Consider the following 15,306-nt stretch of genomic DNA (forward strand, 5'->3'; position numbering starts at 1 on the left):
TCACTGCCTCAAGTCGGTATTCTTTTGGGCATTCGCCGGATGGCGATCTTTTTTGATCTTTACTCGCATGCGGCTGTTCGCGGGTAAGGCTGCACGAAGCACCGTGACCGGACTGAAAGGCGCGGGAAGTATCAAATGGATGGGACGTATCCGGAAAAACGTCCATGGAAGGGTCGGCAGTGAGATGGCCCTGAATGCAAAAACCCCCCGAAATCTGTATTCAACTTGGCGGAAGAGTCAGATATCAGGGGGTCCAAAAGCAGGCGCAGGCCTGAAACGGATTATAACGCATGCAATTCATAAGACAACCCCTGCCCGCCATAAGTTCGGGCGGGCGTGACTAGCCAGGTTACTAACCTGCGGGCAATGCCCGTCTCTCAGTACCGTCCCTCGCGACGCGGCGAAGCAAATCGCCTGCGTAAGGGTCAGTCCAAAACACACCGCAACTATCAGCCGGCTTTTACCGGCAGCACGCCACGCGGCATGGCGGCGAAAGTCGTCGCGCGCCTGAACAGCCACGACTGGAACCGGAATCCTGAGCTGGCTGCACTGCGCCGCCGGGGCTACACGCCGTGGTCGCGCCTGTTTGATAACGCGTTTAAACCTCAGCCCATGCGGGTCAGCACACGACAGGAAAGTCGTGAGGCGCTGACGGCGCTTTCCCTGACGCTTGCGGCCAACTGCGATTACAACCCGGACAGCGACTATATGTTTGAAGTCATGCTGCCGGTGGAGGAGCTGGCGCGCAGGATGGGCGTGCTGCATCAATATGAAAATGGCCGCCTGGCCTACGACGTTCTTCTTCACGCGCTGCGCGTGCAGGAAGAGCTCGACTACCTCATTATTCACCGGGCTCGCGATACCGATTCTGGCCAGTTCAAACCGATGCGTATTTTTCTGACCGAAAAATTCTTCACTTCCCGGGGCATTACCGTGGATGAAATCCGGCAATGGCTGCACAAATTCCGCCAGTGGGCTATCGCTCAGGGGCTGGCGGAGTCACTGAGCCTGCGTAACGAGCGCCACATGCTGAAGATGGCGCGGATGGGTATCGATATCGAACGCCACCACTCCCTGAAGAACCGGCTGCGTCAGATAAAACGCTGGGTCGTCAGCCCCGAGCTGCGCGAAGAGAAGCGTCGTGTAACCGAGGACCTGGGGGCACAGATAGATACGCTGGATAAGAAAATCCGCAGCGCAGGGAAAGCCGACGGCCGCGACCGCCACTGGAAAGCCTGGGTTCGCTGGTCAACAAGTCCTGAAGCCCCGCTTCACCGCGTGCGGGAGCTGGAGCGAAGCGTAGAGCAAGACCACCCCGGCCTGAAACTGCGGGATAAAGAGAAGTATTACCGGCTCCTGCTTGAGAAGGCGGGGGCACACTGATGGCCTGCGTCACTTTAATCCTATCTGACCGCGACCTTCGCGGTTTTTGTGTGGCCATCGCATCGAAAACGCACGTATTTTAACCACTGGCTTTTTCGTCCGGTGGCCGCAATCCCCCCGATTATCCTGAATTTTTAACCCGCTGCCGGCATCAGTCCGGTGATGACCACTTTGCATACAGTTAACTTCGAAGAGTCTTGCGCAAAAGTGATTAATTTCGAACGTAGTTTCTGAACTAAACATGCCCTTAACAGGGAGTATCTTTCGTGCCGGCTAAAGCCAGGCACTCGAAAGTAGCTCTTCTCGCTTTGCTCGAGGCAAAAACATGACGCCTGCCAGACTTACAAACCCAGTAGTTACATCATTCTCTTTTCGATCCAGAAAAACCCAACGCATCAGCATCGCGGCAATGCGTTACACCGGTATTAAAGTACCTCCCGTCGTAAACGACGGGCCCCGGCCCGCACACGCTGCTGTCACTGCGTCTCCCTCCCCATCCTGAAAGACCGCGCCGCCCCGGGCCGAAGGCCCGGAACACCCCAGTCTGTTAGATGGATGTTGTAACTAGATTTTGTGTGGCCTGTAGATGCTGTGTCTCGGGGTACACGCTCGTAACCGGCCTGCGGCCGCTAACGCGGAGATACACCCCGGCTACGCCGTGGCCACTCCGACCGCGCAATTAAGCAGTGTGGAAATCATTAGCTTCAGGAAGGGTCTTGCAGGGAAGGGGGTCGACTGTGCGTCAATGTAAGAGCAGGGCGGCTGTGCCGCGTTACCGGCGGCGTTTAGCTAAGAGACGTACAAAGAACCTGTTGCCGCCTCCATGCGCCTGACGGCGCATCAGGAGAAGTATGCAAACCCGGAGGTGCTGATTAATGCCCGGACTAACGGAAGTTTAACCGCTGCGCCGGCATACCCGCTGGCGGCTCAATCCTTCTCTGAACATTCGGCGGTGAGCTCCCGGAATTTGTTGTTGATCACCTCATAAAGACAGTCGGCAAATTCTCTGGCCAGATCCTGGCTCGGAATTCTGTCAATGTTAATACTGTCCATTCCGGAATTGAAATAGGCATAACAATGACTCCGGTTACTGCTGTGCTCCTCCCGAACAGGGGCGGCGAGCTCCGCTGCTTTCAGGTTAAAGCAGGAGATTAGTTCTTTCCGGGACAGGGGGCCGAGCTGCGCGCAGAGATGACCGACGCTACACATTATGGTAGCGCGTGAAATATTCGGGTACGTCCAGATAATGATATGTGGCACATTATCACTGACACACATCTTCTGGTGTTCCTCTACGATTGAAAAGTTTGGCCTCATCAATTCTATATATTTTGTCGTCATGACATCCCTGGGGTCCGTTATGCAATGCTCCGGATACTAAAGTGATCCTCATTCTGTGTGAACATTAAATAGATATATCAATAAATTGCGAATATTCACCCACTCATGCGATCCGTTGACATGTTGTATATAGCCCCCTGTTTTTAAACCATTTATGCGGTCAATCTGTAGATTTGATCAGGTTTTTCATTATGTTAAGGAAATAGCATTTTTTGCTAAAACACAACGCGAACTGGAAAGCTTTCAGCCCCCACAACAGCGCAGCCAGAAGAGATGTCGTTAAGTAAAATTGGCTATAGATAGAATAAGTTACTACAAATCACCGTGACCTCTATGCACATGTACTCGATCGGATAAATAGCAAGACGGCTGTCAGGCTTACAGGGGATTCTATTCAGCTCGTTCATTCTGTCCATCTGTACAAATAATGACATAAAGACTTGTTAACAGGTCTTTAATACCTTATCTTTAAGACTTGTTAAACAGTCTTAAGAGGTCATCTATGCCCAACATCATTCTCAGCGACACAAGCGCCAGTGTCAGCGAACTCAAGAAAAACCCGATGGCGACAGTCAATGCAGGTGGTGGTTATCCGGTCGCTATTCTGAACCGCAATCAGCCCGCTTTTTACTGTGTTCCCGCAGAACTGTACGAGAAAATGCTCGATGCTCTTGATGATCAGGAACTCGTGAAGCTGGTAGCCGAACGTAGCAGCCAGCAGCTGCACGGCGTGGACCTGGATAGCTACCTATGACTTATACAGTCAAATTCAGGGAAGATGCGCTGAAAGAATGGCAAAAGCTGGATAAGGCCATTCAGCAGCAGTTTGCTAAAAAGCTAAAGAAGTGCAGTGAAAATCCTCATATTCCATCTGCAAAACTGCGCGGAATAGAGGATTGCTACAAGATAAAATTACGTTCATCTGGCTTTCGCATGGTCTATCAGGTAATTTACGATCAGTTAATTATCGCGGTTGTTGCCGTAGGTAAACGCGAACGGAGTGATGTTTATAATCTGGCAAGCGAAAGAATGAGGTAAGCCAGCCTGTATCTGCACTGGTAGCACTCGATACGGTTTATGATTTGCCCTGGATTGATATGACACAGCTACTTAATGGTTCAGGTGAATACCAGAACGGAAAATATAAAAGTAGCTATATGATTAGGAACTTCGAAGATGCAGAAGCGAAATCTATTTATCAGTTTTTAACTGACAACCAGGATAACAATACAGCACCTGTATCGGCTGATAAATCACAGACGCTTATTCAAATCGACAGTTATGGATTGCAGATAAATAAAATGGATTATTCCACAATAGCTGATACAGCAATTGCGGCACGAAAATCCTTACTCAAAACACAATATCAGACTTACTGGATGACTTTTGAATGTACCACATCGGCAGAAGCTTTGAAAATTGAAAAGGATATTGTTACCTGGTTTATCACCGGATATAACAACATTCATTCCAGCGCAACAAATGGGGTATCATTGTTCCCTGTCTGGGGTGAAAAATATCCGGATTGTTACTTTAATTATCCTGATAAACAATTAGGCGTGAACGATGGTTATTCCGCTGATCCCGGAGACGTATATGGTGATTTCATGCAATTATATTTCGGCGAGGATGTTTCGTACAGACTGAAACAAATAACGACAGCAATCGACCCAACCAATGTTTTCTCTTTCCCTCAGTCAGTGCTAAATTTACCATCCTGATTTCTATCAGATATCTATCCAGGGCTGCCAGTTGGTTGCCCTGACACCTTTCCTGTATTGTTCTGAGGTGAGCATATCACTCTGCTCAGGAGGCCCAATTCAGTGTGCAACTACAAAACCACACATGCTGTAAGTGAAATTATCAAAGAGCAGACTCTGCGTCCTGCAATCTAACGTTCTACTTAATCTCTCGCAACATTGCTTCAAACCATGACCGCTCCTGAGCATTTACAAATCAGGTTTAACTGTTGCGGCCTGCGAAAGATTCGATCCCTCTCATTGCGATACTCTTTTCTTTGTTAAAGAACCCTCCTACGAAACTTGTACTACTTTTACAAAATGTAATTTTCAGTATCTATGAACTTATCCAACTAGAAAATGATGCATTTTTCAACTTGTCGGGAACGCATATGAACAGAATCTACCGGTTAGTGTGGAGCCATACCGCACTTGGCTATGTGCCTGTTGCGGAGATCGGTACCAGCAGATCAGGGAACCGTGTCAGGAGCCGTCGCCGGGCTCAGCTTGTTATGGCGGCTTTGCTGGCTGGTATGACCCCTGTTAGTGTGCAGGCGGTGGATGTGCAGTGGGCCCAGGACTATCCTGATTACGCCTTCCCGACGACACCTGGCTTCAACTTTGACCAGGTTTTCAGTGCGGGGAATGCATATACCATTGATGTGAATACGGGCGATACCAATTACCCCGCAGGCACCGAGCTTAATATCCTCGGGCCAGTGCCTGCTTTTCCTGATTTCGAAAACGGTAACGGTGTAAGCGGAACGACCGTTACTGTCGCAGATGCACTGGCAGACTCTGGTACTGCAGAAGCTGGACGTATAACGGCAATTACCGCAACAGACTCCCAGGGGACCACCGTTCCCATCACTTCAGATAATGTCTCGCAATATAATTATTCGACGAGTCCAGCGAATCCGCAGCAAAATCAGGAACTGAATGTCGAAATACCCGGGCTTGATGGCAGCTATCAGGTCATCAGTGTTTACGACTCGCAGTCGTTTATCCCCGGAGAAGATGCTGCTGTCGCTGACCTGCAACTGCCGGTATATGATCCCCAGTCAGTGCGCATCCTGAATAATTTTGGTATCGCATATGTTAGCGAGGGGGGCGGTACAGCGAATATAAATGTTGGTGAGGATACAACTGGTACAACCCCTATTTCCGCCCCCACTAATACCATTGATTTGCTGGCAAAAAACTCAACGCTGGCCTTTGTCGCAGCCGATTCCGGAAGCGCTGCCTCGGCTAACTGGCTTTCCGATAACTATATCCATTTTCGTCCGGCAGCTGTCATTTCACCTCAGTCACAGTCCGTCACCGCACAGACCACACAATACAACTACAGTCTGACGCTGCCACGCTATGAGATGGGGCCATTGGGCAGAGTGACACTGCGAGGAAATGAAGTTTTTGAGATCCATTCAGCCGAAGATATCGCCAGGGTTAATGATTTTCTGGTTGGTCAGGGCGAGTTCGCTGACGAACCACAGGTCCAGTACTGGCTAACCGCGGGGGCAGAAGTTCAGGGCGAAGTGATTGATTCCGCCGTTGAGGCTCAAACTGTCTATAACGCCATTATTACCGGGTTGCTGGGCACGGCAGAAAACACTTCCGTTAACATGAGCTATAACGTCTGGGATGACCAGGGTACGCACACCAATAACGGTACGTTGCCAACAGGTGCTCTGCGGGTAATTTATGCTACGGGCGCGAACGCCAGCGGTACCGTTACCGGCCAGGGCAGCCTGGCCGTCGATGGTGCCTCTGCGGTAATGGAGGGAGATAACGGGGCGACTATCACCAATAACGGGGCGATTAATGCGTGGCGCAGCAGTGCCAGCAGTCCATTTACCTCCGCAATGCAGGTAGATGACGCAACGGCCATTAACAATGGTGTCCTCAATGCCGGATTGTTTATCGAAAAAAACGGAATTAATCAGAACGTCAACAACGCGGGTGTAGTTGGTATAGCCGGAGATGGTGACAGCTCAATAACCAACAATGGACATATTAATATTGCCATTACTGACACCGCGACTCATGACGCCTATGGTATTGCCGCTGGGGGCACGACGAACGTCACTAACGCCGCTGGCGCTACTATTGCCATTGTCGATAACGCGAATAACGCTGACGGTAAGGGGGGGGCATATGGTGTTTTCGCCGGCGAAAACGCTAATTTCACCAACCACGGCACCCTGTATTTAGGTAGCACACCCGTCATCGATGAAACTGTGCCCGATCCGGTTAATCTCGCGGGGAGCGGTGATTTGACAGCCGGCGTTGCCAGTATCGGCGATGGCACCATGCTTAACGACACTGACGGCGTTATCACCCTGCTTGATGGTACGCGTAATGCCGCAGGGATGCTGGTCAACGGAGGCGGTGCTACCGTGTCTAACAACGGTACCATCAATGTGCTGGGTAAGCTGGTTAATGGCTCTGCTGCGGCAAACTACGGAATGTACGTTAAAGATAATACCGGTGTTGTGACTAACAGCGGTGATATTAATGTGGATGGAGATAACAATATCGCACTGTATGTGCTGGCGCAGGGCGCTGATGCGCAAATGACGTCCAGCGAGAGCAGCACCATTACGGTTGGTGCCCAGGGCGATCATGGTGGCACAGATGATGATCCTTTGACTTACCGTAATTATGCGGTTTATGTAGAAGGGTTGAATGGCAATGCATCCACCGTACAGCTGGATTCCGATGTTGGGTTACTGGCGGCAGGCGCAATCGGGGTGCATGCCCGAGGTGATGCGACCGTCAATATTGGCGCACCTGCGTCGTTAGCCTTTGAAAATACTGACCAGATTGGTTACTACGCCTGGGGACAGGGCGCAAGCATTAACCTTTTGGACCCCACTATCACGGACAGTGCCCAGCAGGGGTCTGTTCTGTTTGCCGTTGATCATGGGGCGACCTTCACCGGTTCAACAACGGGAGGCAACTATAACCTTATCGTTGCGGGTGCTAACGCCACCGGTGTATTTGCAAACGGCGTAGACGATCTTAATAACCAGGATGCCGGCGACGATATCGCCACACAGATGAATACCGGGGACGCCAGTATTGTGGTGAGCGGTCAGAATGCCGTTGGGGTCAAAGTCACAGGCGGTGCCGCAGGCACCATCAGCGATGGTGCAATCTCACTGGCGGGTAATAATACTACAGCGGTACTGGTAGACGGTCGTAATTACAGCATTAACGGTGATATTGGTTCTGACCCAAGGGCCACTTTTGTTACGTCAGATGCCAACATTGATTCAGCTGCCGGACAGGCAGGGATCGTGGGGTACAACGTCTCACACCTGGGGCGGCTAACCCTCAATTCGGGGGCGGACATGAATATGCTGGGCAATGCCAGCACCGGCATATTGCTGCACAATGACGGTGTCGTGAATGTGAATTCGAACGTCAGCGTCGCAGGTAGCAATAATATCGGTGTCGATATTCAGAATGCCGGCCAGCTGACCAACAATGGCACCATCTCTGTTACTGGCGTGCCCGACAGCGGTAACGTGGGTGTCCGTGTACAGGGAGCCGGAGCCGTCGTTCAGCAACTTGGTGAGGTTACCGCAAACGGAGGTTTAGCGGCTGTTCAACTTTCCGGAAGCGGTGCTAATTTAACGGTTAATGGCACCGATAACCATATTACTGCCAGTAACGGTGCCGATGGTATCCGTATCGACAGTACGGGTGCCTCTTCCTTTACCGCTAACAACACCACTATCGATATAACGGGCAACGGGGCGGGCATTAACAACAATGCCAACGCCAGTAATATCAACCTGAACGGTGTCACGATAAATGCAGGTGATGGCCCTGCTATCCGTACTGCCGTCACTTTCGCGGCGGAAGGAACCGGCAACGAGCTGAACGTTAATGGCAGCGGCAGTGGTTTTGCCTTTATGAATGCAGACGGCGAGCCAACCAGTGGCGATCTGAATATCGGTACCGGCTATACGATTAATGGCAATGGCGATGACAGCATTGGGGTCCTCGCACTCACTGACGGCAATGTGAACTCCGGTACGAATATCACCATGGCTGGCGGTGCAGGCGCTGCCATTGTGGCTAACGACGCCGCCAGTCTGACTAACAGCGGAACCATCACCACCAGTAGCGACAGCGGCAGCACTATCCTTGCTGAAAATACGCCGGCGTTCACTAACGCTGGCAGCATCACCTCCAGCAGCACAACCAACGGCCAGTCACTTATTGACCTCAGTGGAAACATCGCCGCACGTACCATTAACAATACCGGAGCTATCACCAGCCAGAGCGAAGAGGCGACGGTAATTGATGCCACCGGCAGCAGCAATAACACGCTGACCAACAGCGGAACTCTGCTGGCGGCAAGCAGCACGGCCAATGTCATCGCGCTGGGTACCGGCAATGATAGCGTCTCACTGACTGGCCAGACCCAGGGGGAAATCCTGATGGGTAGCGGCAGCGACCAGTTTAACTGGAACGCAGGCACTTTTGCGGGCGGCGTAACCTTTGAAGGTACCGATGGTCAGGATCGCGCAACCATCGGTAGTGTGGATATTAGCGATACCACGCACCTTCTGACCGAAGGGGGCAGCGGCAGCACGCTGACCTTTAACAGCACTACCGGCAATATAGGCTCACTTGCCGCGGACGACACCAGCATCGGTACGAACGTGGGGACCGGCTGGAGCACGCTGACGCTTAATGGCGATGCGACGGACATACGTGCAGTGAACGATCTGACACTCGCCAGCTCTCCTGTGATTAATGTCAATAATGGTGCCACGCTGCGCTCGGGTGACAGTACGACCCAGGCCGGGCAGGCAACTATTCATAATTACAATATCGCAACGGCTGGAGCAGCCAGCCTGGTATCCTTCGATGGTACAGCCGATCAAACTTATCGTGGGGTGATCTCCGGTACCGGCGGAATGGAACGTATTAATGGCGGTAACACTATTCTGCTGGGCGATAACACCTACACCGGTAATACACTGATTGGCAACGGCTCGGAGCTGACCCTTGGCGCTGGCGGTACGGTGGGCAGCCTGTCGGAAACAACCAATATTACTGATAACGGTATCCTGACGGTTGATCATTCTGACGACGTTGCGCTGAATGGCGTGATTTCCGGCAGCGGTGCATTTCGTCAGACGGGTAGCGGTATCACGCGTCTGGGGGGCAACAATACCTACGCGGGTGCCACCAATGTGGAACAGGGTACATTGCTGATTAATGGCGTGCAGACCGGAACAGGGCAGACCACCGTGATGAACGGCAGCACCCTGGGGGGTTATGGCACTATTGGTGGCAATGTGCTGTTTAATCCGGGCGGCGCGGTATTACGGCCCGGGGATGATGCCCGTGGTAATGGAACCGGCACGCTGACAATTAACGGCAATTTGACACTGGCTAATGATACCGACAGTCAGTTCCAGCTAGGTCAGCGCTACACGCCTGGTGGTGCACTCAATGACCTGGTGGATGTGGATGGCGATCTGACGCTGGATGGCACGCTGAATGCCGCATTAGCCGAAGGGGGCAATTTCCTGCCCGGTGTCTACCGACTGTTTAACTACGGCGGTGCATTAACCAATAACACGATGGATATCGAATCACTGCCTACGCAGTTCCCTGGCCGTTATGGTATTCAGACCAATATCAGTGGTCAGGTTAACCTGGTGCTGAACTTTACCTTGCCGCTTGCCAGACTGCAGTACTGGGACGGGGATATCACCGGCGGTAATCATGGGGACGGCACCACAGGTAACGGTGCCGTGGAGGGAGGAGATGGTTACTGGTTCAGTAAAATTGGCCGTGATACCAACAACTGGACCAGTGATGCCGGTACGGGTAACGATCCGTGGTCCGACGGCGCATTTGCTGTTTTCCAGGGGCAGGCCGGTACGGTATTACTGGATAACCAGTTTGGCACCGTCTATGCCTCCGGCATGCAATTTACCACTGACGGCTATGTCGTTGATGTCGACCCTGACCATCCTGACTCCCGGCTCAATATGGTTGCCACGTTAACCCAGGGCAATCTGAAACCGGATAATGCTTACCAGGCAGCAGGAGAAACCGAAGCCGATCGCTTCTTTGTCATTCGTGTGGGTGACGGTGCAGCTGGTGAGGATGTCACCACGACGATCAATGCGGACCTGGTGAAAAACGATCTTGATTTGGGCACCACGCTGCGTTTACTGAAAACAGATCCAGGCAGGTTGATCCTCAACGGTGATAACACCTTTGAAGGAGGGGTTGAAGTCTGGGACGGCACATTGCAGGCGAGCCGTGATGAGAATCTCGGCCTGGCGGGAACCTCCATCACCTTAAGTAACGGAGCAACCTTCCAGGCGGGCGACGACTTTACTACCCAGCGTCCGATCTTCCTTGATGACGAAGGCGGCGGCACCTTCGACGCTTACGGTCATACCTTCACACCACAAGGCGTGACGGGTGGCGACGGTCCGCTGGCGATAGTTGATACGTCAACCAATACGGGCGAGGGCATTGTTGATCTGGGTACCGCCAATACTTATCTGGGCGACACGACGATTACCGGTAAAAATGGGGCAGGTCAGCTCACGGTCAATGCCAACGTCACCCGGGCATTAGGGGGGACAGCCAGCAGCACCGTGGCGGTCTCTGAACAGGCGTTATTGAACGTCAATAACAGCACTCAGGCAGAGTCGCACAGCTTTAATATCAATAACGCAACCCTGAGCTTTAACAATACCTCTGATGCCGGGCAAAGCACGCTGAACCTGACCAATAATGCCACGGGGCAATTTACCGGCAACAGTAACGGCGGAAGCGCCGCGGTGAATGTCGATGCCACGTCGACGCTGGCATTGCAGGAAAATGCCAATGGTGGTTCAAGCGTCGTGACCAACGCAGGCCTGGTGAGCTTTGCAGGTAATGCACAGGCACAGGGTACGCGTATCGCAAACCAGAGTGGCGCGAATGTCGATATCAGTGCTGCCACAGGTACAACATCTGTCGGTTCTTTATCCGGTGCCGGCGATGTTGAGCTGGGAGGGGCGAGACTCAGCGAAGGCGCACTGGGTCTTAACGACACCATCAGCGGCATTATCAGCGGTGATGGAGGCGGGCTGACCAAAACCGGTACTGGCACCCTGACACTGACAGCGAATAATACCTGGACCGGGGCGACCACGGCTGCACAAGGCGTGTTGTTGATTAATGGCGATCAAAGCGCGGCAACGGGCGCGACTACCGTTAACAGCGGCGCAACGCTCGGCGGGTCGGGTATCGTCGGTGGTGATGTTACCGTTGCTGATAATGGCCGCCTGGCCGCAGGTGCCACACTCGGTAGCGTTGGCAGCCTGACGATGGGCAGCCTGAACCTGGCGGGCAATAATTCCCTGCTCGATTTTCAGTATGGTCTTTCCAACGATCCGGATAATACCAGCAGCACACTTAACGACCTGCTGAATGTGGACGGCGATCTGACTCTCGACGGTAAGCTCAATATCACCCAGACGCCGGGGGGGAATTTTGACGTCGGCGTTTACCGGGTAATTAATTATACCGGCGAGCTGACTAACAACATTCTCGAAATTGGTAATGCGCCGGAGGCGGCCGACGAGCTCTATGTGCAGACTTCTGTGAACGGACAGGTGAACCTGGTCAACCACGCAGGTTATACCCTGAATTTCTGGGATGGTACCGGCGGCTCGCGTGGAGACCTGAAAAATAACGGCATAATCGAAGGGGGCGACGGCGTCTGGCAGAACAGTAACGGCAACGATAACTGGACTACCGATATGACCGACCCGGATGGTGCACTGAACGCGCCATTCAGCGACGGTGCTTTTGCCATTTTCGGTGGAACTGGCGGCGATGTCACGGTTGATAATAACCTGGGGGCGGTGACCATTAGCGGTGCTCAGTTTGCAGCCAATGGTTATGTCATCAGTGGTGGCGTCATCACAACCCACACACCTGATACGATTATCCGTGTTGGTGACGGCTCAGCTCCCGGCGCGCTTTATACCACGACCATTAATTCGACCATCGACGGAGAAGGTGGACTGAATAAAACCGATCTCGGCACGCTGATCCTGAAGGGTGAGAACCACTATCAGGGCGGGACCAAAATCAGTGGTGGTGTACTGCAGGTGTCTGGTGATCAGAATCTGGGGGCGGCAGGGACATCTATTGGTTTAAATGGCGGTACGCTGCGATATGGCGCTGCGTTTGACACTGCCCGTGAAGTGCAGGTTTCAGGCGATGGCGGGACCATTGATACCAACGGCAATGATGTGTCATTGCTTTCCGCGGTCAGCGGTAGCGGCAATCTCACTAAAGATGGTGAAGGGAGTTTAACGCTGACCAAAAACAGTACCCGTCAGGGAGACAGCACCATTCGTAACGGCACTCTGCAGCTGGGTAATGGTGGGGCCGAGGGGAACGTCAACGGTAATATCCTTAACCAGGATACGCTGGTTCTTAATCGCAGCAATACGCTGGAGCTGGATGGAAGTATCTCAGGTACCGGTAATGTTATTCAGCGCGGCACGGGCACTACGGTCCTCAATGGCGTGAACACCTGGCGTGGTTATACGCTGGTTGAAAGCGGCACGTTGCTGGCAGGCGGGACTGACCGCCTGAGCAGCAATTCCAGCCACATCGTCAGCAATAACGCCACGCTGGATACCGGTGGGCATAACCAGAATGTGGCAAACCTGGTTAACCAGGGCACCGTTAACCTGCGTGGCGATCGGGTCGGTTCAACGCTGACGGTAAACGGCGATTATGTTGGGATGGACGGCACCCTGAAAATTGCTGCCCAGCAGCACAGCCCGGGTGTTGCCGACCGCTTAGTGATTAACGGCGGTACGGCGACAGGTTCAACGCTACTGGATATTGATGTCAGCCAGCTCGGTGAGCCGACGGAAGGCGACGGAATAATGGTCGTTGAGGCTAAAAATGGGGCGACGACGACGGCACAAACAACGAAAGACGCCTTTTCGATCGGTAGCGACAGGCTAACGGCCGGGGCATGGGAATACGAGCTCTTCCCCGGAAATTCTCAGGGGGCAGGTGAGGACTGGTTCCTGCGTGCCGGTTATCGCCCGGATGTACCTGGCTTTGATACTTTAGCTGCTATTACTCGTCAGGCCGATCTGTTCGTGCTGGGTACGCTGCACCAGCGCGTAGGTGACGAACAGCTGTGGAGCGCCGATGTACCTGAAGATCAGGAAGGTCGATTCTGGGCGCGTTATATGAATAAAACGGTGGATTTGCATCTCGATGATGCGACCGGTAGCAGCAGTCATTCTCAGTACAGTGGTATGCAGATGGGCCTTGATTTGTGGCAGAACGACACGTGGCGTTCCGGGATCTACACCACCTTTATGGATATCGACAGTTCAATTAGCGGTAACACCGGAATGAGCGGTGGCGGGGCGTATAACTCCACTTTCTCTTCTTACATTGGCGGCTATGCGACCTGGACGGATACCGATGGGCTGTATGTCGATAACGTGCTGCAGTACGGCTATCACTCGGTTGATTTGAAAAATCTGACTGACCGGGAAACCTATCATCCTGACGGCAACACAGTTACTGCATCAGTTGAAGTAGGGCGCCCGTGGCAGTTAGGAGACAGTCACTGGGCACTTGAACCGCAGGCTCAGCTGGTATGGCAGTGGAGTGACTTCGATGATGTCACACTCAGCGACCCGGCAAAAACCAGGGTCGCAGTTGATGCTGACAGCGCGGTGATAGGCCGTATTGGTGCACGCCTGACGGCGGATTACGATACGCAATACGGTAAAGTAAAACCTTATTTACGCGTTAACTACTGGCATGAGCTGACCGATGGCCAGGATGAGGTGACTTATCGTAATACTGCCAACAGCGATGGTAAAACCACGCTCAAGGCGAACCAGCAGTTCTCTGCTACGGAAGCGGCTGTTGGCACAACCTGGACCGTGACGAATGACGTCCAGGCGTATACGGAACTGGGTAAAACCTGGGATAACAGCGGTAAAACAAACGTAGACGCTGACTTCTCCGCATCGGTAGGGATGAAAATTCGGTTCTGACGAATTTGAGTCAATGTGATATTGATATCTTCTCTGAATGGGCAAATGTAGAAGATGTCGATATCACGACTCTTTCCGCTTCATCTTTATCGTCAGCCATTTTTTTTCCAGGAGCCACCTGAAGTTCTTCCTTATCCAGCATGTCTCCGGTGAGCCGCTTTTTCAGGAGAATGCTCGCTTCTTCCTGGAGATTCAGTCGCGTAACTTCTGGTAGATCCATATCCTTAAATTATTAACGCCATGTATTGAACTCAAGTACATTGATTGTGATATATTATATAAATCAAATGGTTATTTAACATAAGATAGATTATGCGCACCAATGATGATGTAGCAAAGTTGTAATGTCCGCCTATGGCTAAGTTAAGATGTCCGGCGTGTATAATCAAGTAAGGATTACCATGACGGCTCTCGCAGCGGAGTTTTTCACTTTTGATGAAGTTAACAGACTCAAGATCATTCAGGACGTCATCGACCGGCGTCTGACAACACAGATGGCAGCTCAGCGGCCTGGTATCTCCGACCGTCAGTGCAGCCGTCTGCTTGCGCGTTATCGTGAAGATGGTCCGCTTGGCATGACCAGCCGTCGCTGTGGTAAATCCAGCAACAATCAGTTGCATCTGGGACTGGCCGCATACGCACTGAACATTATTCGCGAACGCTATAACGATTTCCAGACGGCCCCCCTTAACTTGAGTTTTCGTTCCACTGAGCGTCAGACCCCCATAATCACATTGAAACTGTGACCCGACCCGTCTGATAGC

At 52.4% G+C, this 15,306-nt stretch carries 6 protein-coding genes and 1 pseudogene; 6 read left to right on the forward strand and 1 reads right to left on the reverse strand.

What is annotated here, in order from left to right; genetic code table 11:
* Positions 1 to 336 precede the first annotated feature (336 nt).
* From HYQ67_RS18495 to HYQ67_RS18515, 5 genes are all read left to right on the forward strand, one after another.
* Complete coding sequence (locus HYQ67_RS18495; RefSeq protein ID WP_348519219.1) at positions 337 to 1,383, forward strand: Replication protein; 1,047 nt, start codon at positions 337 to 339, stop codon at positions 1,381 to 1,383.
* Between the two features lie 1,843 nt (positions 1,384 to 3,226).
* Positions 3,227 to 3,478 carry a type II toxin-antitoxin system Phd/YefM family antitoxin gene (locus HYQ67_RS18500; protein WP_202305998.1) on the forward strand — a complete coding sequence of 84 codons (252 nt, stop codon included), beginning with the start codon at positions 3,227 to 3,229 and terminating at the stop codon, positions 3,476 to 3,478.
* A complete protein-coding gene (locus tag HYQ67_RS18505) occupies positions 3,475 to 3,762 on the forward strand; it encodes a type II toxin-antitoxin system RelE family toxin (RefSeq protein WP_202306000.1) in 288 nt (95 codons plus the stop codon). Before HYQ67_RS18500 ends, HYQ67_RS18505 begins: the two co-directional genes overlap by 4 nt.
* A 59-nt stretch (positions 3,763 to 3,821) precedes the next feature.
* Positions 3,822 to 4,445 carry a BBE domain-containing protein gene (locus HYQ67_RS18510; RefSeq protein ID WP_202306006.1) on the forward strand — a complete coding sequence of 208 codons (624 nt, stop codon included), beginning with the start codon at positions 3,822 to 3,824 and terminating at the stop codon, positions 4,443 to 4,445.
* Between the two features lie 410 nt (positions 4,446 to 4,855).
* A complete protein-coding gene (locus tag HYQ67_RS18515) occupies positions 4,856 to 14,542 on the forward strand; it encodes an autotransporter-associated beta strand repeat-containing protein (protein WP_202306010.1) in 9,687 nt (3,228 codons plus the stop codon).
* Positions 14,543 to 14,552: 10 nt separating this feature from the next.
* On the opposite strand, the gene HYQ67_RS18520 is transcribed toward HYQ67_RS18515, so the two are convergent.
* Positions 14,553 to 14,762 carry a hypothetical protein gene (locus HYQ67_RS18520; protein WP_202306011.1) on the reverse strand — a complete coding sequence of 70 codons (210 nt, stop codon included), beginning with the start codon at positions 14,760 to 14,762 and terminating at the stop codon, positions 14,553 to 14,555.
* 181 nt (positions 14,763 to 14,943) lie between these two features.
* Between HYQ67_RS18520 and HYQ67_RS18525 the strand changes: the two are divergent.
* A pseudogene (locus HYQ67_RS18525) lies at positions 14,944 to 15,216 on the forward strand (helix-turn-helix domain-containing protein); the annotation flags it as partial.
* Between the last annotated feature and the right edge of the window lie 90 nt (positions 15,217 to 15,306).

Source organism: Dryocola clanedunensis subsp. sulfonylureivorans, assembly GCF_016756775.1.
GTDB classification, from domain to species: domain Bacteria; phylum Pseudomonadota; class Gammaproteobacteria; order Enterobacterales; family Enterobacteriaceae; genus Dryocola; species Dryocola clanedunensis.